At 71.1% G+C, this 25,581-nt stretch carries 26 protein-coding genes; 11 read left to right on the top strand and 15 right to left on the bottom strand.

Annotated elements, in window-relative coordinates; translation table 11 throughout:
* Nucleotides 1-3: 3 nt before the first annotated feature.
* From valS to O7634_RS05070, 5 genes are all read right to left on the bottom strand, one after another.
* The gene (gene valS / locus O7634_RS05090; protein WP_278149005.1) at nucleotides 4-2,568 is read right to left on the bottom strand and encodes a valine--tRNA ligase; all 2,565 of its coding nucleotides are present in this window, start codon (nucleotides 2,566-2,568) and stop codon (nucleotides 4-6) included.
* Between the two features lie 81 nt (nucleotides 2,569-2,649).
* Nucleotides 2,650-4,530 (bottom strand): ABC transporter ATP-binding protein, encoded by a 1,881-nt coding sequence (locus O7634_RS05085; RefSeq protein ID WP_278149004.1) that lies wholly within the window; start codon nucleotides 4,528-4,530, stop codon nucleotides 2,650-2,652.
* A complete protein-coding gene (locus O7634_RS05080; protein ID WP_278149003.1) occupies nucleotides 4,527-6,383 on the bottom strand; it encodes an ABC transporter ATP-binding protein in 1,857 nt (618 codons plus the stop codon). Before O7634_RS05080 ends, O7634_RS05085 begins: the two co-directional genes overlap by 4 nt.
* 37 nt (nucleotides 6,384-6,420) lie before the next feature.
* Entirely contained in the window at nucleotides 6,421-6,930 is a 510-nt protein-coding gene (locus tag O7634_RS05075) for a methylated-DNA--[protein]-cysteine S-methyltransferase (protein WP_278149002.1), read from the bottom strand.
* Entirely contained in the window at nucleotides 6,927-8,423 is a 1,497-nt protein-coding gene (locus tag O7634_RS05070; RefSeq protein WP_278149001.1) for an AlkA N-terminal domain-containing protein, read from the bottom strand. The genes O7634_RS05075 and O7634_RS05070 overlap by 4 nt, the downstream gene beginning before the upstream one ends.
* A gap of 133 nt (nucleotides 8,424-8,556) precedes the next feature.
* On the opposite strand from O7634_RS05070, the gene O7634_RS05065 reads away from it, so the two are divergent.
* The 3 genes from O7634_RS05065 to ychF all read left to right on the top strand — a co-directional run bounded on the left by O7634_RS05065 (nucleotide 8,557) and on the right by ychF (nucleotide 11,018).
* Nucleotides 8,557-9,051: a hypothetical protein gene (locus O7634_RS05065; RefSeq protein WP_278149000.1), complete on the top strand. Its 495-nt coding sequence runs from the start codon at nucleotides 8,557-8,559 to the stop codon at nucleotides 9,049-9,051.
* 86 nt (nucleotides 9,052-9,137) lie between these two features.
* Nucleotides 9,138-9,896, top strand: a complete 759-nt coding sequence (locus tag O7634_RS05060; protein ID WP_278148999.1) for a peptidase E — start codon at nucleotides 9,138-9,140, stop codon at nucleotides 9,894-9,896.
* Nucleotides 9,897-9,932: 36 nt separating this feature from the next.
* Nucleotides 9,933-11,018: a redox-regulated ATPase YchF gene (gene ychF / locus O7634_RS05055; RefSeq protein ID WP_278148998.1), complete on the top strand. Its 1,086-nt coding sequence runs from the start codon at nucleotides 9,933-9,935 to the stop codon at nucleotides 11,016-11,018.
* A 33-nt stretch (nucleotides 11,019-11,051) separates the two neighbouring features.
* On the opposite strand, the gene O7634_RS05050 is transcribed toward ychF, so the two are convergent.
* Nucleotides 11,052-11,912, bottom strand: coding sequence for a hypothetical protein (locus O7634_RS05050; protein ID WP_278148997.1), 861 nt, complete (start codon nucleotides 11,910-11,912; stop codon nucleotides 11,052-11,054).
* A 244-nt stretch (nucleotides 11,913-12,156) separates the two neighbouring features.
* Between O7634_RS05050 and O7634_RS05045 the strand changes: the two genes are divergently transcribed.
* From O7634_RS05045 to O7634_RS05025, 5 genes are all read left to right on the top strand, one after another.
* Entirely contained in the window at nucleotides 12,157-12,288 is a 132-nt protein-coding gene (locus O7634_RS05045) for a hypothetical protein (protein ID WP_278148996.1), read from the top strand.
* Between the two features lie 22 nt (nucleotides 12,289-12,310).
* Nucleotides 12,311-12,700 carry a hypothetical protein gene (locus tag O7634_RS05040; protein ID WP_278148995.1) on the top strand — a complete coding sequence of 130 codons (390 nt, stop codon included), beginning with the start codon at nucleotides 12,311-12,313 and terminating at the stop codon, nucleotides 12,698-12,700.
* Between the two features lie 52 nt (nucleotides 12,701-12,752).
* Nucleotides 12,753-13,097, top strand: a complete 345-nt coding sequence (locus O7634_RS05035) for a methyltransferase domain-containing protein (protein WP_278148994.1) — start codon at nucleotides 12,753-12,755, stop codon at nucleotides 13,095-13,097.
* Nucleotides 13,098-13,315: 218 nt separating this feature from the next.
* Nucleotides 13,316-13,774 (top strand): SRPBCC domain-containing protein, encoded by a 459-nt coding sequence (locus tag O7634_RS05030; RefSeq protein ID WP_278148993.1) that lies wholly within the window; start codon nucleotides 13,316-13,318, stop codon nucleotides 13,772-13,774.
* Nucleotides 13,771-14,121, top strand: coding sequence for a metalloregulator ArsR/SmtB family transcription factor (locus tag O7634_RS05025; protein ID WP_278148992.1), 351 nt, complete (start codon nucleotides 13,771-13,773; stop codon nucleotides 14,119-14,121). Before O7634_RS05030 ends, O7634_RS05025 begins: the two co-directional genes overlap by 4 nt.
* A 129-nt stretch (nucleotides 14,122-14,250) precedes the next feature.
* Here the strand turns inward: O7634_RS05025 and O7634_RS05020 are convergent, their stop codons facing one another.
* The 3 genes from O7634_RS05020 to O7634_RS05010 form a co-directional block, all read right to left on the bottom strand.
* Nucleotides 14,251-14,985 carry a class I SAM-dependent methyltransferase gene (locus O7634_RS05020; protein ID WP_278148991.1) on the bottom strand — a complete coding sequence of 245 codons (735 nt, stop codon included), beginning with the start codon at nucleotides 14,983-14,985 and terminating at the stop codon, nucleotides 14,251-14,253.
* Between the two features lie 263 nt (nucleotides 14,986-15,248).
* Complete coding sequence (locus O7634_RS05015) at nucleotides 15,249-15,611, bottom strand: PH domain-containing protein (protein WP_278148990.1); 363 nt, start codon at nucleotides 15,609-15,611, stop codon at nucleotides 15,249-15,251.
* A 30-nt stretch (nucleotides 15,612-15,641) separates the two neighbouring features.
* On the bottom strand, nucleotides 15,642-16,526 hold the full coding sequence (locus O7634_RS05010) for a LysR family transcriptional regulator (RefSeq protein ID WP_278153877.1): 885 nt from the start codon (nucleotides 16,524-16,526) through the stop codon (nucleotides 15,642-15,644).
* 118 nt (nucleotides 16,527-16,644) lie between these two features.
* Here O7634_RS05010 and O7634_RS05005 point away from each other — a divergent pair, with 118 nt between their 5' ends.
* Nucleotides 16,645-16,998, top strand: coding sequence for a DUF1801 domain-containing protein (locus tag O7634_RS05005; protein ID WP_278148989.1), 354 nt, complete (start codon nucleotides 16,645-16,647; stop codon nucleotides 16,996-16,998).
* Complete coding sequence (locus tag O7634_RS05000; protein WP_278148988.1) at nucleotides 16,995-17,417, top strand: VOC family protein; 423 nt, start codon at nucleotides 16,995-16,997, stop codon at nucleotides 17,415-17,417. Before O7634_RS05005 ends, O7634_RS05000 begins: the two co-directional genes overlap by 4 nt.
* On the opposite strand, the gene O7634_RS04995 is transcribed toward O7634_RS05000, so the two are convergent.
* Complete coding sequence (locus O7634_RS04995) at nucleotides 17,404-17,712, bottom strand: 4a-hydroxytetrahydrobiopterin dehydratase (RefSeq protein WP_278148987.1); 309 nt, start codon at nucleotides 17,710-17,712, stop codon at nucleotides 17,404-17,406. The genes O7634_RS05000 and O7634_RS04995 overlap by 14 nt on opposite strands.
* A 184-nt stretch (nucleotides 17,713-17,896) precedes the next feature.
* On the opposite strand from O7634_RS04995, the gene O7634_RS04990 reads away from it, so the two are divergent.
* On the top strand, nucleotides 17,897-18,337 hold the full coding sequence (locus O7634_RS04990; RefSeq protein WP_278148986.1) for a (deoxy)nucleoside triphosphate pyrophosphohydrolase: 441 nt from the start codon (nucleotides 17,897-17,899) through the stop codon (nucleotides 18,335-18,337).
* Nucleotides 18,338-18,545: 208 nt separating this feature from the next.
* Here the strand turns inward: O7634_RS04990 and O7634_RS04985 are convergent, their stop codons facing one another.
* The 5 genes from O7634_RS04985 to O7634_RS04965 all read right to left on the bottom strand — a co-directional run bounded on the left by O7634_RS04985 (nucleotide 18,546) and on the right by O7634_RS04965 (nucleotide 25,567).
* Complete coding sequence (locus O7634_RS04985) at nucleotides 18,546-19,607, bottom strand: succinate dehydrogenase/fumarate reductase iron-sulfur subunit (protein ID WP_278148985.1); 1,062 nt, start codon at nucleotides 19,605-19,607, stop codon at nucleotides 18,546-18,548.
* A complete protein-coding gene (locus O7634_RS04980) occupies nucleotides 19,604-21,532 on the bottom strand; it encodes a fumarate reductase/succinate dehydrogenase flavoprotein subunit (RefSeq protein WP_278148984.1) in 1,929 nt (642 codons plus the stop codon). The genes O7634_RS04985 and O7634_RS04980 overlap by 4 nt, the downstream gene beginning before the upstream one ends.
* A 12-nt stretch (nucleotides 21,533-21,544) precedes the next feature.
* Nucleotides 21,545-22,351: a hypothetical protein gene (locus O7634_RS04975; RefSeq protein WP_278148983.1), complete on the bottom strand. Its 807-nt coding sequence runs from the start codon at nucleotides 22,349-22,351 to the stop codon at nucleotides 21,545-21,547.
* 252 nt (nucleotides 22,352-22,603) lie between these two features.
* A complete protein-coding gene (locus O7634_RS04970; RefSeq protein WP_278148982.1) occupies nucleotides 22,604-24,010 on the bottom strand; it encodes a metallopeptidase TldD-related protein in 1,407 nt (468 codons plus the stop codon).
* A gap of 120 nt (nucleotides 24,011-24,130) precedes the next feature.
* A complete protein-coding gene (locus tag O7634_RS04965; protein ID WP_278148981.1) occupies nucleotides 24,131-25,567 on the bottom strand; it encodes a TldD/PmbA family protein in 1,437 nt (478 codons plus the stop codon).
* Between the last annotated feature and the right edge of the window lie 14 nt (nucleotides 25,568-25,581).

Genomic DNA, 25,581 nt, shown 5'->3' with positions numbered 1-25,581 from the left:
GGGTCAGAAGGCGCAGGCGATGACGAGTTCCGGGGTGCGGTCGGGCAGCAGGTCGAGTTTGCCGATCCGCCCGGCCGCCCGTAGGTCGTCGGCGACCAGTGTGAGCTGTTCCAGCAGCGCCGCCGGGCCGAGCGCCTCGGCCAACGGAACCTCCGCCCTCATCGACAGTTTCCGCTCCGACTTGGCCCGGCGGACCTGGCTCAACGCGTCAGCCGCGAGACGCAGCAACGCCGGATCCCCCGACCCCTCGATGGTCCGGGCCACCTCGTAGGTGGTCGGCCACGGCGCGCGGTGCACCGAGCCGTACCGCCACCACGACCAGATTTCCTCGGTCACGTACGGCAGCACCGGGGCGAACAACCGCAGCTGCACCGAGAGTGCCGAGGCGAGCGCGGCCCGCGCCGAGTCGGCCGCCGCGTCGGTGCCGTAGGCGCGCTCCTTGACCAGCTCGATGTAGTCGTCGCAGAACCGCCAGAAGAACGCCTCAGTCGCCTGCAACGCCGCCGTGTGGTCGTACGCGTCGAAGGCGGCGCTCGCGGCGGTGACCACGGTGGCCAGCTCGGCCAGCATGGCCCGGTCCAGTGGCGAAGTGGCCGGGGCGCGCAGCGCGTCCGCCGCACCGAGACCGAGGACGAACTTGGACGCGTTGAGCAGTTTGGTGGCCAGCCGTCGGCCGACCTTGATCTGTGCCGGATCGAAGGCCAGGTCCATGCCGGGTTTGCCGCTGGCCGCCCAGTAGCGCACCGCGTCCGAGCCGTGCTGCTCCAGCAGCGCCAGCGGGGTGACCACGTTCCCCTTGGACTTGGCCATCTTCTTGTGGTCGGGGTCGAGGATCCAACCCGAGAGCACGGTGTCCCTCCAGGGCAGCACGCCGTGCTCGAAGTGCGAACGGACCACGGTGTCGAAGAGCCAGGTCCGGATGATCTCCTGCCCCTGCGGGCGGAGGTCCATCGGAAAGACCTTGGCGAACAGGTCGACGTCCGTCTCCCAGCCGCCGACGATCTGCGGGGTCAACGACGAGGTGGCCCAGGTGTCCAGCACGTCCGGGTCGCCGATGAAACCGCCCGGATAGCCGCGCTGCGACTCGTCGTAGCCGGGCGCCGGATCGCTGGACGGGTCGACCGGCAGCGCCGACTCGTCCGGCGTGAGAGGGTGGGACCAGTCCGGCTCGCCAGTGTCGTCGAGCCGGTACCACACCGGCACCGGCACCCCGAAGAAGCGCTGGCGACTGACCAGCCAGTCGCCGTTGAGGCCGCCCACCCAGTTGTCGTAGCGGTGCTTCATGTGCGCCGGCACCCAGTGCAGGTCCCCACCCCGGGCCAGCAGCGTCGCCCGCAGCTCCGGGTCCCGCCCACCGTTGCGCAGATACCACTGTCGGGTGGAGACGATCTCCAGTGGCCGGTCGCCACGCTCGTAGAACTTGACCGGGTGGGTGATCGGGCGCGGCTCGCCGACCAGGTCACCGGCGTCGGCCAGCAGCGCGACGATCTCCCGGCGGGCGGCGTTGACGGTCTGCCCGGCCAGCGCCGCGTACGGCTGCGCCGGCACGTCGGCCGGTGGCTCGGGGAGCAGCCGGCCGTCCCGCCCGATCACCACCCGGGTGGCCAGCCCCAGCTCACGCCACCAGGTCACATCGGTGAGGTCACCGAAGGTGCAGACCATCACGAGCCCGGTGCCCTTGCCCGGGTCGGCGAGCGGGTGGGCGTGCACCGGGACCTCGACGTCGAACAACGGGCTGCGCGCCGTCCCGCCCACCAGGTCCGCGTACCGCTCGTCGTCGGGGTGGCAGACCAGCGCCACGCAGGCCGGCAACAGCTCGGGGCGGGTGGTGTCGATGAGCAGCTCCCGTCCGTCGGACGCGACGAACCGCAACCGGTGGTAGGCGCCCTGCCGCTCCCGGTCCTCCAGCTCCGCCTGCGCCACGGCGGTGGCGAAGCCGACGTCCCAGAGGGTCGGCGCCTCCGACTGGTACGCCTCGCCGCGCAGCAGGTTGCGCAGGAACGCCCGCTGACTGGTGGCCCGAGCCATCCGGCCGATCGTGGTGTAGGTCAGCGACCAGTCGACGGAGAGGCCGAGGCGTCGCCACAGCGCCTCGAACGCCTGCTCGTCGGTGACCGTCAGCCGTTCGCACAGCTCGATGAAGTTGCGTCGGGAGATCGGGGTGGGGTCGCGACGGGCCGCGTCGTCGACCGGCCCCGCCGGTGGCCGCCACACCGGGTCGTACGGCAGCGCCGGGTCGCAGCGCACCCCGTACACGTTCTGCGCCCGCCGCTCGGTGGGCAGGCCGTTGTCGTCCCAGCCCATCGGGTAGAAGACCGCCCTGCCACGCATCCGCTGGTAGCGGGCGACGGTGTCGGTGTGCGTGTACGAGAAGACGTGCCCCATGTGCAGCTCGCCCGATACGGTCGGCGGCGGGGTGTCGATGGAGTACACGTCCTTGCGCTCCTTGGAGCGGTCGAACGCGTACGTGCCCTCCTCCTGCCAGCGGCGCGCCCAGCTCTCCTCGAGCCCGTCCAGTGTCGGACGCTCGGGGACGCCGGCGCGGGCGGTCCTCGCCGTATCGGTCATCCTGCGATCGTAGGCACCCGCGGGGTGCCGGGCGACGTGGTTGGCCGCCGAACACACCGCCGGCCGCACCCGCCCCGGGCGCTAGACCAGCGAGTCGCGCCACTGCCGGTGCAGCGCCGCGTACCGGCCGCCGGCCTCGGCCAGCACGGCGGGTGGGCCGTCCTCGACGACGGTCCCGCCGTCCAGGACGAGCACCCGGTCGGCGGTCTCCACGGTGGAGAGCCGGTGCGCGATCACCAGGGCGGTACGGTCGCGCAGGATGGTGCCGAGCGCCCGTTGCACCAGCCGTTCGGTCGGCACGTCCAGCGACGACGTCGCCTCGTCCAGGATCAGCACGGCCGGGTCGGCCAGGAACGCCCGGGCGAACGCGACGAGTTGCCGCTGTCCGGCGGAGAGACGGCCGCCGCGTCGGTGCACCTGGGTGGCGTACCCCTCGGGTAGGGCGGCGATGAAGTCGTGCGCGCCGATCGCCCGCGCGGCGGCCTGGACGGCGGCGTCGTCCGCCCCCGGGCGGCCGAACCGGATGTTCTCCGCGATGGTCCCGCTGAACAGGTGGTTCTCCTGTGTCACCAGCACCACCGCGCGGCGGAGGTCGGCGTCGGCGATCTCGCGCAGGTCGACGCCGTCCAGCCGGACCGTGCCGGCGTCCGGGTCGTGGAACCGCGCGACAAGCTTGGCGATCGTCGACTTGCCCGCCCCGGTCGGCCCGATCAGCGCCACCGTCTGCCCGGCCGGAACCGTCAGGTCCAGTCCGCCGAGGATCGGGGTGCCCGTCCGGTAGCCGAAGGTGACCGCCCGGAAGGCCAGCGCGCCGCGGCCGGGCCCGGTCGGCAGCGGTGTGGGCCGGGCCGGTTCGGCGACGCCCGGCCGCTCGTCGAGCACCCCGGCCAACTTTTCCAGCGCGGCGGTCGCCGACTGCAACGAGTTGTAGAACTGGCTCAACTCCTGCATCGGCTCGAAGAAGCGGCGCAGGTAGAGCAGGAACGCGGCGAGCACCCCGATCTCGGTCTGCCCACCGAGCACCCGCCACCCGCCGTAGCAGAGCACCGCCGCCACCGTGACGTTGCCGATCAGCTTGATCGCGGGGGAGTAGGTGGCGATCAGCCGGAACGCGTGCAGGCTCGACCGCCGGTAGTCGTCGCCGAGCGCCACGAAGATCCGCTGGTTGCGTGGCTCCCGGCGGAACGCCTGCACCGCCCGGATGCCCCGCATCGACTCGACGAAGTGCACGATGACCAGCGCGACGGCGTCCCGGGTGCGCCGGTACGCGCTGGCCGACGCCCTGGCGAACCACCGGGAGAGCCAGAACAGGAAGGGGAAGGCGAACAGCGTCACGGCGGCCAGGGGCAGGTCCAGCCAGAGCAGGATGGCGGCCACCGACAGGATGCTCAGCCCGGCCAGCACCAGGCTGTCGATCCCGCCGTCGACGAGTTCGGCGATCGAGTCCAGGTCGCTGGTGAGCCGGGAGACCATCCGCCCGGACGTGTACCGCTCGTGGAAGCCCACCGACAGCCGCAGGAAGTGCCCGAACACCCGCTGCCGCAGGTCGAGCAGGACGGCCTGGCCGATCCGGGCGGAGAGGGTGAGGAACCCGCGGCGGGCCGCGTACTCGGTCACCGAGGCCCCGGCGAACGCCCCGGCGACGGCGATCAGCGGGCCGGGGTCGCCCGCGCGCAGCGGCGTGATCGCCCGGTCGATGCCGATCATCACCAGGTACGGGCCGGCCATCGCTGCGGCGTTCTGGGCCAGCAGCAGGCCGACGGCGACGGTGAGCCGCCCCCGGTGCGGGCGGAGCAGGTCGGCGAGCAGGGCCCGGCTGAGCCGACGCAGCCGGGCCACCGCCTCGGGACTGGTGTCCTCGGCGTGACTGCGGTCGGCCTCCGGGTCGGTGGCGGTGCCGCGCCAGCGGGCCAGCTCCGGCTCGTCATCCGGTGGCGGATCGGCCTGCTGCGGCACTGTCACGAGTGCACCAACCCCCACCCGTCCGAAGGGGACGGCCTCGACCCGCCGGCTCCGGCCGCCGGTGGATGTCCGGTTGGCGGCTCGGCGGCGAGCAGCGCCCGGTACGCGGGCACCGTGGCCAGCAGGTCGGAGTGCCGCCCGGCCGCGGTGATCCGCCCGTCCTGGAGCAGGGCGACCCGGTCGGCCAGCGCGATCGTCGACGGCCGGTGCACCACCAGCAGCGCGGTGCTGTCCCGCAGCACCTGGCGCAGGGCGGCCTCGACCAACGCCTCGGTGTGCACGTCGAGCGCGGACAGCGGATCGTCCAACACCAGCACGGCCGGGCGGCCGAGCACCGCCCGCGCCAACGCGAGCCGCTGCCGTTGCCCGCCGGACAGGGACAGCCCCTGCTCGCCCACCCGGGTGGCCAACCCCCAGGGCAGGTCGTACGCGAAGTCGGCCTGGGCCAGCGCGAGCGCCGCGCGTACCTCGTCCTCACCGGCGTCGGGGCGTCCCAGCGTGAGGTTCTCCCGCACCGACATCGAGAACAGGGTCGGCTCCTCGAACGCCACCCCGACCAGCCGGCGCAGCGCGGCCAGCCGCAGGTCCCGCAGGTCGTGCCCGTCCAGGGTGATCCGGCCGGCGGTGACGTCGTGCAGCCGGGGCACCAGGGAGAGCAGCGTGCTCTTGCCGCAGCCGGTGGCGCCGACCAGGGCCAGCGTCTCGCCCGGCTCGACACACAGGTCGATCTCGCACAGCACCGGGGCGGCGGCGCCCGGGTAGCGGAACGCGACCCGCTCGAAGCGGAGCCGCCCGTGCACCGCGTCCCGGGGCAGCGCGAGGGCGCCCGGCGCGTCCTCGATCTGCGGCGGAGTGTCCAACACCTCCTGGATGCGGTCGGCGGCGGTCGCGGCCTCCTGACCGTTGGCGATGATCCAGCCCAGCGACTGCACCGGCCAGATGAGCATCAGTTGCAGGCTGACGAAGGCGACCAACTCGCCGATGGTGAGCGCGCCGGCCGCGGCGGCGGCCGCGCCCGCCACCAGCACCACACCCAGCGTCACGTTCGGCACCAGGTCGAGCAGCGCGGCGGTGTTCGCCAGCAGCCGCCCCTTGCCGACGCCCGTCTCGTGCAGCCGCCTCGCCGCGCCGGCGAAGCGCGCGGCCAGCTCGGGCCCCCGGCCGTACGCCTTCATGGTCCGCAGGCCCTGCGCGGTCTCCTCGACCAGCGTCGCCACGTCGCCCTGCTGGTCCTGCATGCGCCGGGACGCGGCGTGGTAGTGGCGGCCGAACCGGCGGCTGATCAGCAGCAGCGGCACCGCGCTGGCCGCGACCAGCACGCCGAGCGCCGGGTGCAGCCTGATCAGCAGGACGACCACGACGACGTACGTGGTCAGGTTGAGCACCAGGAAGAACACGCCGAAGGAGAGGAACCGGCGGATCACCGACAGGTCGCTGGTGATCCGGGAGAGCAGTTGCCCGGACTGCCAGCGGTCGTGGAAGCTCGTCGGCAGCCGTTGCAGGTGGGCGTAGACGTCGGCGCGCAGCGCCGCCTCCATGCCCACCGCCGAGGACGACTGCACCCAGCGTCGGATGAAGATGAGCACCGCCTCGACCACGCCGAGCAGCAGCGCCAGGCCGCCGAGCTGGAGCAGCCCGGCCGGCTCGTGCCGGGCCACCGGCCCGTCGACCACCCGCTGCACCACGAGGGGTACGGCGATCCCGGCCGCGGTGCCGGCGAGCCCCGCGACGAGCAGCCAGGTGAACTCGGCGGCGTACGGGCGCAGGTAGGAGCGCAGCCGCCAGAGGTTGTGCACGGGGTGACGGCCCGTGGCGGCCCGGGCGGCCGGGTCGCCGTCGCTCTCCACAGGCACTACCAGACGGTAGCGTCAATGCGTCTTGATGCTTATGTCAGCTTGTTGTCAACCGTCGCTCATGACCGAGAAGCCACTTCTTCACGTCCAGGCCCCAGCGGTAGCCGCCGAGCGTGCCGTCGGTGCGCAGGACCCGGTGACAGGGCACGAACAACGCCGCCGCGTTGCGGGCGCAGGCGGCCGCGGCCGCCCGTACCGCGGGTGGCCGGCCGGCCAGCGTCGCGTACCCGGTGTAGGTGACCGGGGCGCCCGGTGGCACCTCGCGCAGCACCTGCCAGGCGTACGCCATGAACTCTCCACCGGTGTGTTGCCGGACCGGCACCGTGTCGATGGCGGCGAGGTCTCCGTCCAGGTAGGAGCGGACCGCCGCGCTGACCGGCCCGAGGTCGGCGCGTTGGCGCACCGGCGCCCGTAGCGTCGGGTGGATCAGGGGCAGCAGCGCCGCCGGGTCCGGCGTGAAGCCGGCCGCCCGTACGGCACCGTCGGGGCCGGCGAGGATGCTCAGTGGGCCGGTCGGTGTGCTCAGCACGGTGCTGTCGATGCTCATGCCGCTCTCCAGAGTCTGATCGTGGCGTAGGACCGCCAGGGCCGCCACCGTTCGGCGTACTCCTGAAGGGTCCTGGGGTTGTCGGGGAGGCCGAGCGCGGCGGCGCCGCGCCGGACAGCGAGGTCGGTGCCGAGCAGCACGTCCGGGTCGCCCAGGGCGCGCATGGCCAGGTAGTTGGCGGTCCACGGGCCGATGCCGGGCAGCGTGACCAGCCGCCGGACGGTCTCCGCCCGATCCCCGCCCGGCGCGAGATCCACAAACCTGTCCGACACGGCCGCCGCGAGATGGCGCAAGGATTCCCGCCGCGCCGACGGCATCCCGAAACCAGAGTCCGGCACCCCCAAGACCTCCTCCGGAGTCAGAAACCCCCGCAACACCCCCGCCCTCTCCGGTTGATCATGAAGTTGTGACCTCGACACGCCGGCGTCGATGGTCATAACTTCATGATCAACCGGAGGGTGGGCGGTGGTCAGCAGGCGCGTCAGGGTTGTCTTGGCCGAACGGATTGAGACCTGTTGACCGATCACCGCGCGGACGGCCAGCTCGAAGCCGTCCACCGCGCGGGGGACCCGGATGCCGGGCTCGGCGGCGACCGCCGGGGCGAGCGCCGGATCGGCGGCGAGCGTGCCGTCGATGGCCGCCGGGTCCGCGTCCAGGTCGAGCAGGCGGCGGCAGCGGGCCACCGCGGGCGCCAGGTCGCGCAGGTCGGCCAGGCGCAGCGTCGCCGCCACATGCCCGTCCGCAGGGGTCAGCGCCACCTGGCCGACGCCGTGCGGCAACCGCAGACCCCGACGGTACGTCCCGTCGCGGACCTCCTCGACGCCCGGCAACGCCCGCAGCGCGAGGAAGTCCAGCAGCGCCCGTGCGTGCAACGGCGGCCGGTACGCCAACCGGAGCGCGATGGTCCCCGCCCCGGCCGGAGCCCGCCGGCGAACCCGGGCCGCGCGCAACTCCGACGGCGCGCTCGCGTACACCTCGCGGAGCGTGTCGTTGAACTGCCGCACGCTGCCGAAGCCGGCGGCGAACGCGATCTCGGCCATCGCCAGGTCGGTGGTCTCGATCAGAATCCGGGCGGTCTGCGCCCGCTGGGCCCGGGCCAGCGCCAGTGGCCCCGCGCCCATTTCCGCGCTCAGCATCCGGTGCAGGTGTCGCTCGGTGTAGCCCAGGCGGGCGGCCAGGCCCGGTACGCCGCCCCGGTCGACCACCCCGTCGGCGATCAGCCGCATCGCCCGGCCGACCACGTCCGCGCGGACGTCCCACAGCGGGGAGCCGGGCGCGGCGTCCGGCCGGCAGCGGCGGCAGGCGCGCAGCCCGGCACCCTGGGCGGCGGCGGCGGACGGAAAGAACCGGACGTTCTTCCGCTTCGGGGTGATCGCCGGACAGGACGGCCGGCAGTAGATGCCGGTGGACGTCACGCCGGTGTAGAACCAGCCGTCGAACCGCTGGTCACGGCTGTCCACGGCCCGGTAGCACCGCTCGAAGTCCAGGTCCATGCCACCGATGATGCCCCGCGACGTCGGGCGGCGGCTGGCGGGAATCGGACCTGGCCGTCGGCGTCAGTCGTTCCGGAAGTGTCGGTCCTGCCGGGTACCGTCCGGCCACCAACTGAAGAAGGGGTGGGGCGGGATGACGAGCGTGGCGAATTGGGCGGCGGCATCGACATCGGGCGCCTACCCGCCGTTGCCCCGGGCGGTGGTGCAGTCCTTCTACCGCCGGATGCGGGCCGTCGCGCCGGCCGCCGTGGGCGCCATCGAACGGGACCGGGCGGGCGGCGCCGAGTCGCCCTTCCCGGACACCGCCTGTGGGCGGCTGGTCCGTTCGCTCGACGACGCGGCAGTGCGGGCGCTCGGCATGTGGACGCACCACTGGTGCATGCGCTTCTACGACGACGACACCACTGTCGGGCGACGGTTGATCCGCGAGATCGCCACCCGCCAGGGCCTCGGCTGGACCGCCGACGAGGTGCGGTGGATGCTGCGCGAGACGGTCGCCGCCGGCCCGGCCGCGGCCGACCGGTTCACGCTGCCCCGCGCCGCCGCCGCGCAACTGCCCCCGGCCGACCGGCCGGCGCTGGCCGACTGGCCCGAGGTCGAGGTGCCCCGCCAACGCCGCCCCGAATAAGCGGCGCACGCCTCCCAATGATCGTCGGGGGGCCGGCTGCGGCAGGATGGACATCGCCCCACCCGGTCCGATGGAAGGACGCCCCGATGCCCGCCAGCGACCCGACGATCCTCGCCACCAGCATGGGCTTCTTCCGGGGCGACCGGGGACCCTACGACATGCGCCCCAGCCCGGTCTTCGAGCTGGCGGCGGAGTTGGCCGAGGCCGGTCCGCAGCCGCGGGTGTGCTACCTCGGTCAGGCGGTCGGTGACCAGCCCACCTCGCTGACCGCTGTCTACGGAGCGTTCGCCGACACCCGGTTCCGGCTGTCGCACCTCGCCCTGTTCCCCATGCCCAACATCGAGGACATCCGCGCCCACCTGCTCGACCAGGACGTGATCTGGGTCGGCGGCGGCAGCGTGGCCAACCTCGTCGCCGTCTGGCGGGTGCACGGGCTCGACGAGATCCTGCACGAGTGCTGGCAGGCCGGCGTGGTGCTGGCGGGCGTCTCGGCCGGCTCGATCTGCTGGCACGTCGGCGGCGCCACCGACAGCTTCGGGCCCCGGCTGCGCGGCTTCACCAACGGGTTGGGGTGGCTGCCGTACGGCAACGGGGTGCACTACGACAGCGAGGGCCAGCGCCGGCCGCTCATGCACGAGCTGGTGGCCGACGGGACGCTGCCGACCAGCCACTGCACCGACGACGGGGTGGGCCTGGTCTACCGGGGCACCGAGCTGGTCGAGGCCGTCGCGGACCGCGAGGGCGTCTCGGCGTACGAGGTGACCCGCGCGGCGGACGGCAGTGTCCGGGAAGCGGTCATTGCTCCCCGTCTGCTCGGCCGAGACGGCCCGTCCGGGGCTCGCTGAGACGGCCCGCCCGGGATCGGCGTAAGCTGGCCCGTCGTGAGTCTCACCATCGGCATCGTCGGCCTGCCCAACGTCGGCAAGAGCACGCTGTTCAACGCGTTGACCAAGAACGACGTGCTGGCGGCGAACTACCCGTTCGCCACCATCGAGCCCAACGTCGGCGTGGTCGGGCTGCCCGACGAGCGGCTGGACAAGCTGGCCGAGATCTTCTCCTCGCAGAAGGTGCTGCCGGCCCCGGTGTCGTTCGTCGACATCGCCGGCCTGGTGCGCGGCGCGTCCAAGGGGCAGGGCCGGGGCAACGCCTTCCTGGCCAACATCCGCGACGCCTCGGCGATCTGCCAGGTGGTCCGGGCCTTCTCCGACCCGAACGTGGTGCACGTCGACGGCAAGGTCTCCCCGGCCGACGACATCGAGACGATCAACACCGAGCTGATCCTCGCCGACCTGCAGACCCTGGACAAGGCGCTGCCCCGGTTGGAGAAGGAAGCCAAGCTCCGCAAGGACCGGGCCGCCGCGGTGGCCGCCGCGAAGGCCGCGATCGAGGTGCTCGACGGCGGCACCACCCTCTACTCCGGCGCCGCCGCCGCCAAGATCGAGCTGGAGCACCTGCGCGAGCTGCACCTGCTCACCACCAAGCCCTTCCTGTACGTCTTCAACGTCGACGAGGCCGAACTCGCCAACGAGGCGTTCCTCGACGAACTGCGCGCCCTGGTCGCCCCCGCCGAGGCCGTCTTCATGGATGCCAAGATCGAATCTGAGCTGGTGGACCTGCCCGAGGAGGAGGCCCGCGAGCTGCTGGAGTCGATCGGCCAGAACGAGCCGGGCCTCGACCAGCTCGTCCGGGTCGGCTTCCGCACCCTCGGCCTCCAGACGTACCTCACCGCCGGCCCGAAGGAAGCGCGCGCCTGGACCGTCCCGATCGGCGCCACCGCGCCGGAGGCCGCGGGGGTCATCCACAGCGACTTCCAGCGCGGCTTCATCAAGGCCGAGGTGGTCTCCTACCACGACCTGGTCGCGGCCGGATCGGTGGCGGCGGCCAAGGCGGCGGGCAAGGTCCGCATCGAGGGCAAGGAGTACGTCATGCAGGACGGTGACGTCGTGGAGTTCCGCTTCAACGTCTGAGTCCGGCCTGTTCCGGTGTACGAATGCGAAATGCTAGTCACGTGGGCTGAGGAAGAACCGCCGGGCCGCGCGAAGAGCATTGGTCGGGACGGTATTGTCGAGAAGGTGAATCACACACGCTGAGAGAAGTGCGCCGGCCGTCCAGCTGCCGACGGTTAGGATTAGCGGGTTTTCCGGTCGTAGTAGCACTATGGTCAGCCCGCCACCCGTGCCGAGGCCCAAGGACTGTGCGATCCTGATGGATACGTCGGTCTTCACTCGAAAGACCAAGAGTTGTATTACTGTGCACATGGCAAAGGCCAGTAGCTCATAGTTGTAGAACCCTGTGTACCCTCCGAGATATTGCTCGGCAATATGTGCGCTCGGGCCGATGATGCGTGAGGGGAATACTGGCAGGACGGCGATCGCAGCGCTAAGGAAACCGAGCGCCATTGCAGCAAGAGTGGCGGCGGCTACGCTACCGAAAATGCGCTCGACGAAGCGGTTGAATTTGCTATGCCTGGAACCGGTGTGAGCGCCCGCCAGGCTGTCTGACATTCTCTGGATAGGGCGCTGAATTAGGTACGCCGCACCGAAGAACGCACTTACCAAAATGACGGTAAAAGCCGGCGGCCATTCCAGGTCGTTGGCTAACTGGTTGGCGAATAGCCCTAGGGTGAAGGATCCTGTCGACTGGGCGAGCCTTGCGCCCCTGGAGTTGGGTGCGAGGGCTGGGCGAGTGCGCTGGTCCTTCGTGTTCGATTTTTCCGCATCGTCACCGTCGTCATCTCTGGGGTGCGCGTCGGCTGGAGACAGAACGGTGACTGCCTGCCGTTCACTGAGGGTGCCGCCAGGAAGCTGCGGATCTTTCGGATCGAGGCTCGCTTGCGGTGGGCGCGATTTTTCGTGCGACATTGAAGCCTCCTCGTGAGTCTCGATGAGACTACCGTGCGGCTCCGCGAATCGATTCGCCCACCGCTCGCAGCTCCAGCACTTCGGGGTAGTGCGCCGGCCAACAAAGCTCCTGGGCCAGTCGTCGGGTCCCCTTTCCCCTGCAACGATATTCGCGGCTGCCTGAGGTGTGAGGTGTAGTCGGACGCTCCGTGCAACATTTGGAAGTGTGCTCGGCGAGACCGACCGCTTAGGGGATGGTGCTCGGGTGGGCGTCCTCTACCAGTACTTCTCGGCCGCATCGGATGACGAGGCCGCCGCAACCGTCGACGTGCCGGGTGGCCCGGCCGGCGCCGAACCCGTGTCACCCGAGCTGTTCGCGGCCGTCCTGTGCCGGTGATCGCACGGCGCTGGGTCGACTCATGCGGCCACGCGTCCGATTCGCCGAGCAGGATCTGCCGGTGTTGTCCGCCAAGGGCGTCGACCCGACGGCAGAGCTGGTGGCTCTCGAAGAGTTGCTCACCGGTGTCAGCGCCGATGTCATCGTCGATCGCCCTCGCTGCGGGCTGGACGTGGCGGTGCGGGACGGAGGCGAAGGGCTGGTCCTGTCGCTCACCGACGAGTTGACGCAGGCGCTCGTCGAACGGGAGCCCGAGCGGCTGGCCGAGGTTGCCGTGCCGTGGTCGCGGACCGAGGAGTTCCGGGGCCAGTGTGACCCGGCGGTGCTGGCCGACTTCCTGGGTGAGCTGGCGCTGCTCGCCCGCCATGCGCAGGATCGGGGCCACCGGTTGTACTGCTGGGTCTGCCTGTAGTCCACTGATTTCGCCGACGCTCCGTCGCGTTGCGCGGCGGTAGGTTGACCGGATGACGGAGAAACTGCTCCGCTCGTCGTTCGGGGCGGCGGCTGCCGCGTACGCCGAGCACCGTCCGGACTACGCGCGGGACGCGGTGCGCTGGGCGATCGAGGTCGCGCCCGGCATGCGCGCGCTGGACCTGGGCGCTGGCACCGGCAAGCTGTCCGCCACGCTTGTCGGGCTGGGTCTGGACGTCGTCGCTGTCGAACCCGACCCGGCGATGCTGGCCGAGTTGCGCGGCGCGCTGCCGGCCGTCCGCGCCCTGGCCGGTAGCGCCGAGAAGGTGCCGGAGACCGCCGACGGCGAGTTCGAGCTACCGATGTTGACCGGCGTGCTACGCGCCCGGCGGCGGTGACATCCCGACTCTGGTGACACCCCAACTCTGATGACACCCCGACTCTGGTGACACCCCGACTTCCTTGAACTCGGGGTGTCCGCAGCTCATCGATAGCCCGAGTTCAAGGAACCGGAGTTGATCAACCATCGCGATGTCATGAAGTGCAACCAAAGGTTGCATCACACGTCCGTGGTGGCGTACGGTTTGTGCAACCAAATGTTGCGAAAGGTTGGGTCATGGAACAGGGAATCATCGAGCGGGACATCCACGTCGACGCGTCGCCCGAGGTCGTCTTCGAGGTGGTCAGCCAGCCGGAGCACATGCGGGAGTGGTGGCCCGACGACGCGCGGTTCGAGTCGATCCCGGGCGCGCCCGGGGAGCTGGTGTGGCGCAACGCCGACACCGGCGAGACGAGCACCGTCGACCTCGCTGTCGTCGATGTCGACCCGCCGAGGCGTTTCTCCTTCCGCTGGTGTTTCACCGAGGCGGACCGTGCTGGACAGGCGCTGCTCGTCACCTTCGACCTGACCCCGAGCGGCGCGGGAACGCGGGTCCGGATGACCGAAACCGGGTTCCGGGAGATGGGCTGGGAGATCGCCGTGCTGGAGGAGCAGTACCGCGACCACCAGAACGGCTGGGACCTCTACATCCCCCGGCTGGGCGCGTACGTCGCACGACTGCTCGCCACCGCATGAGTACGGCCGTCGACGACGAGCTGTGGTCGGCGATCGGCGACCCCACCCGGCGTACGATGATCGACCTTCTCCTGTCCGACGGGCCGGGCACCGCGACGTCGCTGAGCAAGCGGTTGCCCGTCACCAGGCAGGCCGTCTCGAAGCACCTGGCTGTGCTGGACCGGGTCGGCCTGATCCACGGGTCGCCGGCCGGTCGCGAGCGCCACTACCAGGTCGACGAGGCGCAGCTCGCCCGAGCCGTCGCGCAGCTGTCGGCGGTCGGCGCCACCTGGGACGCCCGCCTCCGCCGGATCAAGCGCATCGCCGAGGCGATCGAACGCAGCCGCCACAACACGGAAGGAGAATGACAGCTACCGACGCCTGAGTCGCGCACTGACCTCGACGACGGAGGGTGATCGACTCCGGCTCCGTGAAGGTGGGGTGTCAGGGCCACCTGATAGCCCCGGTTCCCGGGAGCCGGAGTCGATCAACCGCGGCTACTCCTTACGGTAGACGGAGATGTGCGACGGGCTGTCGGCCTGGAACGGTCGCCGGTGCCAGTCGGCGTACCGCTCGGTGAGCCGGAGCCCGGCCTGCCGCGCCATCTCGTCGATCTGGTGTGGCCAGGCGTACCGCATGGCGAACGGCTTCAGGTGCACACCAGCACTGTCGAAGGTGATGGTCTGCCGGATGAACCGCTGCGCCGGCCGGTCGTACTGATGCAGCCGGATCGTCGCGGAGTCCTCCGTGACGGCACGCACCTGCACCTGCTCGTCCCTGTCGAAGCTGCGCGGGTCGGGCACGAACGTCTCGATGACGAACGCGCCGCCCGGCGACAGCACCCGGGCGACGTTGCGGAAGCAGTCCGCCTGCCGCTCGGCGTGGACCAGGTTGAACAGCGTGTTGAAGACCAGGTACGCGAGTCGGAACTCACCGGACACCGGCACGTCCGCCATGTCGGCGACGACCACCGGGATCTGGTCACCGCCGGGCTTGGCCCGCAGGTGCGCGAGCATCTCCTCGGACGCCTCGACGCCGTGCACGGCGAGGCCGCGTTCGGCCAGCGGTAGCGCGACCCGGCCGGTGCCGATCGCCAGTTCGAGGACGGGACCGCCGGCGGCCAGGTCGGCCAGGAAGTCCACGGCCGGGGCCGGGTCGGGATTGGTGTCGCCGTCGTCGTACTCGGCGGCCCAGAGCCGGCCGAAGAGGCCGGGATCGTCGAAGACCGACATCAGCGGCCTCCGGGACGGGGATCAGTGGCGCTCGGCAGCGCCGGGGGAATGGTCCTGCTCACGAAGCCTCGATTCCTCGGGTCGGATGACGTGGGGTTCGGGGGACTTCGTCGAGTTGGGCATGGCGGCGCTCCTCTCTCGGGCGGCCGCCGACCGCTGACGTCGGCTGTCGGCTGTCGGCTCGGCTGTCGGCCGAGGACACCAGAAACGCCGCGGGCCCGGCAAGGCAATTACGCCGGCCGGGCCCGCAGCGGACGGTGCGGTCAGGAGATGTGGTGCAGGATCACGTTGTGTACGTGGTGGCTCTTCTGCGCGCCGCGGAACTCCACCTCGTAGGTGTGCGTGCCGACGTGGATGGCGATGGCGCCGGTCGAGAAGAACGACCCACCCCAGGACTTGTTGCTGACCACGCTCACGCTGGTGACCTTCGAGTACGGGATGCTGGTGATCGCGAACCGCTTTCCGACGAAGGAGCGGTCCTGGATGATCACGCGGCGGTCGGTCAACCCGATGAACCCGGTGCCGGTGCCGACGGCGTCGTAGACGGCGATGATCTGCTCACCGTCGAGGAGGCCGCTCTGGATCTGCTGGACCTGCTCCTTGCGGTCGTACGCGATGTTCGCCATGCGTATCAGGTTAGGAAACCGGCGCCACCCTCAGGTCTGGGCGCTGTCGGTCGCGGCGCGGACGAACTCGCGTACCCGATTGGTGGTGTTGCTGGGCAGCCAGACCGGTCCACGTTCGATCGGTGGTGCGTCGTGGATGGGCACGTACGCCACGTCGGGGCGGGGGTAGTAGTGCCGCGTGTGCTCGCCCACCGGCAGGATGCCCCGGCCCAGCGCGACCAGCGAGAGCATCTCGGAGAAGGTGTTCCCGGCCGGGCCCTTCGGGACCGGCCGACCGGCCGGGGTGCGCTCCGGGGTGCGGTCCCGCTTGAACTCCGTCGAGGTCACCGCGGGGTACTGCACCACCGGATGGTCGGCGAGCACCTCCAGCGACACCGAGCGTTCCCGGGCGAGCGGGTGACCCGCCGCCACCGCCAGCTCCCGCTTCTCGGTGAGCAGCGCCGGCCCGGTCGCCATCCCGTCGAAGGGGTACGCGGCGATCAACACGTCAGTCGAGCCGTCGAGCAGCCCTGACCGGGTGTTGGACAGCTGTGCCTCACGCACCTCCACCCGGCAGTCGGGGTGCCGTTCATTGAACAGGGCCACCGCCCGCAGCAGCACCGGCGCGGTCCACTCACCGAGGAAGGCCACCCGCAGCGTCCCGGTGACGCCACGACCGGCGTCGACGGCGCGGCGAAGCGCCTCCTCCATCTCGGCCACCAGCGGGGCGAGGTCGTCGGCGAGCTGCCGGCCGATCGGCGTGAGCCGGACGACCCGACTGGTACGGGCGAACAGCGCCGCGCCGATCTGCCGTTCCAGCTTCTTGATGATGTGGCTGACCCGACCGGTGCTGATCCCGAGTCGCTCGCCGGTCCGGCCGAAGTGCGACTCCTCGGCGAGGGTCAGGAACGCCTCGATCTCGTACCGTTCCAGCACCACGACCCCCATCGTTGACCGCTGCGCAACGATCGTAGCGTCATGAGATCTTGGTCGGCGTCTCCGGTCAGGGAATCGTGAGGTCGACAGAAACACCGCTCGACCGAGAGGACGCGAGATGCGCGTTGACGACTACCTGGTCGGTCTGCCCGACCCGCTACGCGAGATCGGGGAGAGGCTGACACCGATCATCGCCGCCGCCCTGCCCGAGGCGACGGGGGCGATGTGGCACGGGCACCCGGTATGGGGTCTGGGTGACCGGCCCGGCCGTCGTCCGGTCTGCCTGATCAAGGCGTACCGGTCCGACATCACCTTCGGGCTGTGGCGGGGCCAGGAGATCACCGACGGGTCCGGGCGTCTGCGGCCCGCCGCCCGCACGATGGCGGTCGTCAAGTTGCGCGCTGTGGCCGACATCGATCCGGCCCAGATCGCCGGGTGGCTGCACGCGGCGGCCGCGCTGGAGGAGGCATGAGTACGGTGCGGGTGACCGGCTTCGACCATCTGGTGTTGACCGTCGGCGACGTCGAACGGGCCCTGGGCTTCTACTGCGGCCTGCTCGGCCTGGCGCCGGTCCGGGTCGACGAGTGGCGCGCGGGTGCCGTCCCCTTCCCGTCGGTGCGGATCAGCCGGGACAGCATCATCGACCTGGTCCGAGGCGAGCGGCAGGGCGCGAACGTCGACCACTTCTGCCTGGTGGTGGCACCGCTGGACTGGGCTCAGGTGATCGACTCCGGGGCCTTCACGGTGCTGACCGGGCCGGTCAGGCGGTTCGGTGCGCGCGGGTCGGCGATTTCGATCTACGTACGGGACCCGGACGGCAACTCGGTCGAGCTGCGCTGGTATCCGCAGGACGCGCCAAGCGATCTCGAGGCAGAGGTCAGGACTCGGTGACCGCCCGGTAGGCGTCCTCGATCCGGGCGGCCAACAGCACCTCACCCTCGGTCAACGGCTCGCCGTTGCCGTGCCCGACCCGGATCTGCGTGCTGTCGGACAGGCGGCTGATCTCGGGTCGCAGATGCAGGGCATCCGCGACGACCTTGACTCGTTCAGTTAGTGCCGCGTGTTGGGTATCGTCGATCACGAGCGTCCGTCGGATCTGCTCGCCCTCGCGTGTCCAACCAGATAGCAAGGTCAACGCGTCGGAGAGGTAGTCGTGCCTGGCCCTGCTGTTGAACAGCGCGCGCATCACCGCACCCCCCAAGCGCCGTTGCCGGCTTGTGGCCAAATCGTCGCCATCCCGTGTCTTGTCGGTGTCCCCTAGTCTCTCGCTGCTCAGAGGGGGGTGTCCACGCCCACACTTCCGTGTCTTGTTGGCCTAGCGGACGGCTACGGTACCCAAACCGCCGATTGATCTGGCACCCTGGACGCCCGTGCAGACCGAACGGGCGAATGGTGGCGGGCAGGTCGAACGGCGGGACCCGAAGGTGATCGTCGGCGCGGCGATCATCCGGAACGGGCGGGTGCTCGCCTGCGCGCGATCCGCGCCGCCCGAGGTGGCGGGGATGTGGGAGTTTCCGGGCGGAAAGGTCGAGCCGGGGGAGACCGAGACCCACGCGTTGATCCGCGAGTGCGCCGAGGAACTGGCCGTACGCGTCGAGATCGGCGAGCGGGTCGGCCGCGACGTCCGGATGGCACACGGCCGTTCAGTGCTCAAGGTGTACGCCGCTCGCCTGCTCGGCGACGACCAGCCGCAGGCGCTGGAGCACGAGGCGCTCCGCTGGCTCGCCGCCGACGAGCTGGACTCGGTCACCTGGCTCCCCGCCGACGCCCCCATAGTGGCCGCCCTCCGCCCCCTCCTGAAAACCCCCTGACCCCGCCCCGCCCTCCGGCCCCCGCCCCGCCCCGGCCCGGCCCGGCCCCGTGATCATGAAGTTATGGCCAGTCCGACCGGCGTGTCCTGACCATAACTTCATGATCACGGGGCCGGGGCCGGGGGCGGGGCCGGGTGGGGTGGGAACGGGGCGGGAACGGGGCGGGGGCCGCGGCAGACTGCCGCGGCCCCCGTTTGGGTTTGGGTGGTCAGTGCTTGTCCTGCTCCGGGTGCGCGAAGTTGAGGTGCTCCGGAGGCAGCGGGAAGGTCACGTCGTCACCGAACGGCGACGGCGCGGCAGCCCGGTCGAAGGTCAGCTCCGTCAGCGGCAGCTTGCCCCGGTCGTCGACCGCCGGAGCGGTCGGGTGCGGCACCTCCCGGTCCCAGTTGACGCCGCGCTGCGCCTGCGCCTCGGCGCGGGAGTCGTGGGAGCCACCCGCGTGCGAGTGCAACCCGCCGGGGTTGGAGCCGGACGTCGCCGTGCCCGCACGGGCGGTGGTCACGCTGGTCTGGGGCGTCTCGCCCCGCCGGAAGATCTTGCTACCTAGCCACACAAGGGGATCGTACCTGCGGTCGACGACCCGTTCCTTCATGGGGATGATCCCGTTGTCGGTAATCTTGATGTGCTCGGGGCAGACCTCGGTGCAGCACTTGGTGATGTTGCAGAAGCCGAGGCCCTGTTCCGCCTGCGCGTACTCCTTGCGGTCGGTCTTGATGTCCAGCGGGTGCATGTCCAGCTCGGCCGCCCGGATGAAGTACCGCGGACCGGAGAACGCCTGCTTGTTCTCCTCGTGGTCGCGGATGACGTGGCAGACGGTCTGGCACAGGAAGCACTCGATGCACTTGCGGAACTCCTGCGAGCGCTCGACGTCGACCTGCTGCATCCGGTAGTCGCCCGGCGCGACGTCCGCCGGAGGGGCGAACGCCGGCGTCTCCCGCGCCTTCACGTAGTTGAACGAGACGTCGGTGACCAGGTCCCGGATGACCGGGAAGGTACGCAGCGGGGTGACGGTGACGGTCTCGTCCTCGCCGAAGGTCGACATCCGCGTCATGCAGCCCAGCCGCGGCTTGCCGTTGATCTCCATGGAGCAGGAGCCGCACTTGCCGGCCTTGCAGTTCCACCGGCAGGCCAGGTCGGGCGCGTCGGTGGCCTGGAGGCGGTGGATGACGTCGAGGACGACCTCGCCCTCGTTCACCTCCACCATGTAGTCCTGCAGCTCGCCGCCGGTCTCGTCACCCCGCCAGATCCGGAACTGACGCTTCGCGCTCATCGGTTGTCCGCCTCTCCAGCGTCGGCGACGAGGGCGTCGAAGTCGGCGAGCTCCTCGTCGGTGAGGTACTTGGCCAGCTCGGCCCGGTCGAAGAGGCCGATCAGCTCCGGCCGCATCTTCGGCAGCGGCTTACGGGTCAGCTGAACAGTGTCGCCGTCCAGGGAGCAGACCAGGTTGACCTGCCGCCACTTCGGCTCCATCGTCGGGTAGTCCTCCCGGGTGTGCCCGCCGCGCGACTCCTGCCGCTCCAGCGCCGCCTTCGCGGTGCACTCCGAGACCACCAGCATGTTGCGCAGGTCCAGAGCCAGGTGCCAGCCGGGGTTGTAGCGCCGGCCGCCGGCCGCGCTCACCTTCGCCACCCGCTCGCGCAGCTCGGCCAGCCGGACCAACGCGTCGGCCAGCTCACCCTCGCGACGGATGATTCCGACCAGATCCCCCATGACCGCCTGGAGGTCCTGCTGCAACGTGTACGGGCTCTCGCCGGTGTCCCGCTGCAGCGGGGCCAGCGCGGTCTCCACGGCGGCCTCGACAGCGCTCACCGCCACCTTCGGCCGCTCGGTCAACCCGTCGGCGTAGCTGGCCGCATGCCCGCCCGCGCGCTTGCCGAAGACCAGCAGGTCGGACAGGGAGTTGCCACCCAGCCGGTTGGAGCCGTGCATGCCGCCGGACACCTCGCCGGCGGCGAACAGCCCGCGTACGTGGCCGAGGGCGGCGCCCGAGTCCGGGTCCACCTCGACGCCGCCCATCACGTAGTGGCAGGTCGGCCCGACCTCCATCGGCTCGGCCGTGATGTCGACGTCGGCCAGCTCCTTGAACTGGTGGTACATCGACGGCAGCCGGCGGCGGATCTCGTCGGCCGACCGGCGGCTGGCGATGTCCAGGAAGACGCCACCGGCGGGGGAGCCCCGACCGGCCTTGACCTCGCTGTTGATCGCCCGCGCCACCTCGTCGCGGGGCAGCAGCTCCGGCGGACGCCGGTTGTTGTCCGGGTCGGTGTACCAGCGGTCCGCCTCCTCCTCGGTCTCCGCGTACTGCTTGCGGAAGACGTCGGGGACGTAGTCGAACATGAACCGCTTGCCCTCGGAGTTCTTCAGGACGCCACCGTCGCCGCGTACCGATTCGGTGACCAGGATGCCCTTCACCGACGGCGGCCAGACCATGCCGGTCGGATGGAACTGGAGGAACTCCATGTTGATCAGCGTCGCCCCGGCGCGCAGCGCCAGCGCGTGCCCGTCCCCTGTGTACTCCCAGGAGTTCGAGGTGACCTTGTACGAGCGCCCGACCCCGCCGGTGGCCAGCACGACCGCCGGCGCCTCGAAGAGGATGAACTCACCCGACTCGCGGTAGTAGCCGAACGCGCCGGCGACCCGATCGTCGTCGAGCAGCAGCTCGGTGATGGTGGTCTCGGAGAACACCCGGATCCGGGCGTCGTACGAGCCGAACTCCCGGTAGTCCTCCTGCTGGAGGGAGACGATCTTCTGCTGCAGGGTGCGGATCAGCTCCAGGCCGGTCCGGTCGCCCACGTGCGCCAGGCGCGGGTACTCGTGGCCGCCGAAGTTGCGCTGCGAGATCTTGCCGTCCTTGGTCCGGTCGAAGAGCGCCCCGTACGTCTCCAGCTCCCAGATCCGCTGCGGCGACTCCTTGGCGTGCAGCTCGGCCATCCGGAAGTTGTTGAGGAACTTCCCGCCGCGCATGGTGTCGCGGAAGTGCACCTGCCAGTTGTCCCGGCTGTTCACGTTGCCCATCGCGGCGGCGGCGCCGCCCTCGGCCATCACCGTGTGCGCCTTGCCGAACAGCGACTTGGAGATGATCGCGGTCTTCTTGCCGGCCAGTCGGGCCTCGATCGCCGCGCGCAGGCCGGCGCCGCCGGCCCCGATGACGACGACGTCGTAGTGGTGTCGTGCGATACGAGTGGTAGTGGTCATGTCAGGGGCCCTTTAGTTGATGAACCGCAGGTCGGAGAACCAGCCGGCCGCGACCGCCATGACGTAGAAGTCGGTCAGCGCGAGGGTGCCGAGGGTGATCCAGGCGAGCTGCATGTGCCGGACGTTCAGCCAGGACACACCGGTCCAGGCCCGGTATCGCACGGGGTGCTTGGAGAAGTGTTTGAGCCGGCCGCCGATGATGTGCCGGCAGGAGTGGCAGGAGATCGTGTACGCCCACAGCATCACCACGTTGACCACCAGGATGACGTTGCCCAGCCCGAAGCCGAAGCCCTTCGGCGAGTGGAAGGCGAGGATCACGTCGTACGTGTTGATCAGCGAGATGAGCGCGGCGGCGTAGAAGGCGTAGCGGTGCAGGTTCTGACCGAGCAGCGGGAAGCGGGTCTCGCCGCTGTACTCCTTGTGGCCGTCCGGGACCGCGCAGGCCGGCGGCGACAGCCAGAACGACCGGTAGTACGCCTTGCGGTAGTAGTAGCAGGTGAGCCGGAACAGCAGCAGCAGCGGCAGGGTCAGCGCCGCGTCCGGGATGATCCACCAACCCGGCAGGAATCGACCGAAGTGCGAGGCGCCCTCGACACACCGTTCGGTCACGCACGGGGAGTAGAACGGGGTCAGGTAGTGGAAGTCCTCGACCCAGTACCACTTGTGCATGAAGACCCGGACCGTCGCGTACGTGAGCCACGCGACGAGCCCGATCACGGTGATCAGCGGGGCGAACCACCATCGGTCGGTACGCAACGTCTTCGCCGCGATGGCGGCGCGTGCCCGCGCTCCCCGCGGCCTCGTTGCCGTTGAAGTCATTCGAGTCGTCTCCTCGACGGGCCCCTACGGGCCGGCTGGTCTCTCCGGTCGGCACGCGGACCGGCGAACCCGCACCCGCTGCCACGTCATGCGCACACCAACGACCACGTCGGATCGACCGACGCAGCTAAGTGACACACGTTACGCCGATCTCCGCGAGCCGTCCGCGCAAGGGAGTGTCCCGTGTGTCCGGCCTGCGGAAAAGCTCTGGCACGCCGATCGATGTACGTTGTTAAGAAGGTCACTGCCCGCTCAGCCGGAGGCACCGCCGGTGAAGTGCCACGAGGCGAGTCGCAGCGAGGGCGCCGCCCACCACGCGCCGTCCACCCGATCCGGTTGGCGTACCGGCCGCGCGCCCAGCCCGAGCACCGCGCCCGGCCCCAGCGCCCGCGGGTACGACTCGGTGAACCGCAGGTCCCGGACCGCCCGCACGACGGTCCCGTCCTCGATCAGCCAGACGCCGTTGCGGGTCAGCCCGGTGACGACGAGGCTCTTCGGGTCGAGCACCCGCGTGTACCACAGGTCGCTGACCAACAGTCCTCGGCGGACCCCGGCGACCAGCGCGGCCGTGTCCGCGTCGACCACCGCGCCGGCCGCCGTGCCGGTGGTGCTGCGGCCCGTCGCGCTGGCCGGCCCCGCCGCCGCCCCGGACAGCCGCAGGTTGCGCGCCATCGGACCCCAGGTGGCGCCGCCGGCCACCGCGTGCCCGGTGGACTCCGCTCCCACCTCGGCGGCGGTCCGCCGGTCGTGCGCCACCGCGCGGGTGGTGCCCGCCTCGACCAGGGTCAGCGCCCCTCGGGCGGTGCCCTCCGCGTCGAACGGCAGCCCGGACGCGCCCAGCGGATCGTCCACGACGGTCACCGCCCTGTCGAACTGGGCCGCCCCCGGCTCGGCGAAGGACTGCCGCTCGGCGTACCGCTTGCCGTTGAAGCCGTACCAGGACAGGTTCTGCAGGAGGTCCGCCACGGCGGCCGGCTCGAACACCACCTCGTAGTGTCCCGGCGGCAACTCGACCGGGTCGGCCGCGGCCTGCGCCTTCGCCGCCGCCCGCGCGCCCAGCTCGGCGCCGTCGAGGTCGGACAGGCGCTCGGCGTGGTGGCGGGCCACCCCGTCCGCGCCGTCGTGGCGGGCGATGCCGTCCATCGCCGCCTCGGCCGAGCGGCCGTACGCCGTGTGCCCGGCCGAGTTCGCGAACGCCGACGAGCGGTGCGCGGTACGGCAGTAGCCGGCGGTGCTCAAACCACCGGCGGCGGCCACGAACGCCGCGACCCGGTCGGCCCGCTGGTCGGGCTCGGCGTACGCGGTGGCCTCGTCGACGGGCGGCGCGTCCGGCGTGGGCGTCGGCGGGGTCAGCCCCGGCCAGCCCGCGTCGGGCGGAGCGAGTCGCGCCGCGGCCAGGGTGCGCTCCACCACCGACGTCAGCCCTCCGGCGGTGAGCACGCTGCCGCTGCCGGCGGCCGTCCGACCGTCGACGTGCACCAGCAGCCGGACCCCGGCCGTGGACTCGGAGACGTTCTGGTGGATGGCCGAGTTCGCGAACCGGGTGAGCGCCAGGTCCGCCCGGGTCACCACCGCCTCGGCCTGCGCGCCCGGCCCGCCGAGCCGGCGCACCAGCTCGACGACCTGCCCCGCCAGCTCCAGCTCGCTCGACTCACTCACGCTGACCCACCTTTCGTTCGCGACTGCGGGGCTCGCAAACCCGGCTCACTCCTCGCGCTCACGCTGACCCACCTTTCGTTCGCGACTGCGGGGCTCGCAAACCCGGCTCACTCCTCGCGCTCACGCGGACACTCCCACCCGGACGTTGCGGAACCGGGCCGGCGCGGCCGGGTGGCCGGTGTGCCCGATCTGGCCCGGCTGGCCCTTGCCGCAGTTGGGCGTCCCCCAGGGAACCGTCTCGTTCGAGAGCATGTCCATCGAGCGCCAGAACAGCGGGCCGATCCCGGTGTACGTGGGATTGCGCAGCATCCGCCCCCGCCGCCCCTTCTTGATCTCCCAGCCGATCTCGCAGCCGAACTGGAAGTTGAGCCGCTTGTCGTCGATCGACCAGGATCGGTTGATATCCATCAGCACACCGTCGTCGGTCGCCGCGATGATCTCGTCCAGGGTGTGCGGGCCGGGTTCCAGGCCGACGTTCGTCATCCGCACCATCGGCAGCCGGGCCCACCCGTCGGCGCGTACGCTGCCGCCGTAGTCCAGGTTGGCCATCGCCGCCGAGTCCCGACCGGCGAGCACCCCCACCCAGCGACCGTCGCGGACCGCGTCCCGCTTGACCGCCGGTGAGCCCTCGTCGTCGAAGCCGAAGCTGCCCAGCGCCCCGGGGATCGTCGGGTCGATGGTGATGTTCATCAGCTCGGAGCCGTACCGCAGCGCGCCGAGCTGGGCCAGGTCCAGCCAGGACGTGCCGGCGAACGCCGCCTCCCAGCCGAGGATCCGGTCCAACTCGATGGCGTGCCCGACCGATTCGTGGATCTGGAGGGCCAACTGCTCGCCGCCGAGGATCAGGTCCGTCTCGCCGGACGGGCAGACCGGCGCGGTGAGCAGCGCCCGGGACTCCTCGGCGATCTGGGCGGCGTGCGCGGCCAGGTCCAGCGACTCGACGAGCTCCCAGCCGGTGGTGCCGTACTGCCCCCGGTAGCTCGGCCAGGACCGGCGCTGCGTCTCCGACGCGCCGATCGAGGTGGCCGAGATGCCGCCGCCGCACTCGCGGATCCGCTGGTCGATGCGGTGGCCCTCGCTGGAGACGAACCACTTCGCGGTGTCCCAGATCTGGTACAGGCCCTCGGCCAGGTCCGCGCCGTGCTCGACCATCGTGCGGGTCGCCGCGACGAGGAGGTCACCCTTGTCGGACAGCGGCACCCCGAGTGGGTCGACCTGGCATCCGGAGGCCCAGCTCGCGGTGACCGGCTCGGCCGCGACCAGGTCGACAGGGGGACCGGGCACCCGCGCGCTCGCCATGGCCGTCCGCGTCGCGCGCCGGCCGGCCTCGCGCGCGGCGGCGTCCGACAGATCGGGTACGGCGTGGAAGCCCCAACTCGCCCCGACCAACGCCCGGACGCCCAGCCCGATGCTCTCGTCCTGGGTCAACTCCTCGACGTCACCGTTGCGCGCCGTCATCGACTCGTAGCGGCGGTGCATCACCCGCGCGTCGGCATACCGTGCGCCGGCGTCGAGGGCGGCCTGGACGGCGGCGCTGGCCGCGTCGAACTCGGTCATGGACCGACACTAGG

Origin of the sequence: Micromonospora sp. WMMD1120 (assembly GCF_029626235.1) — a bacterium.
Lineage (GTDB): Bacteria > Actinomycetota > Actinomycetes > Mycobacteriales > Micromonosporaceae > Micromonospora.
This window is presented reverse-complemented; position numbering and strand designations above follow the sequence as displayed.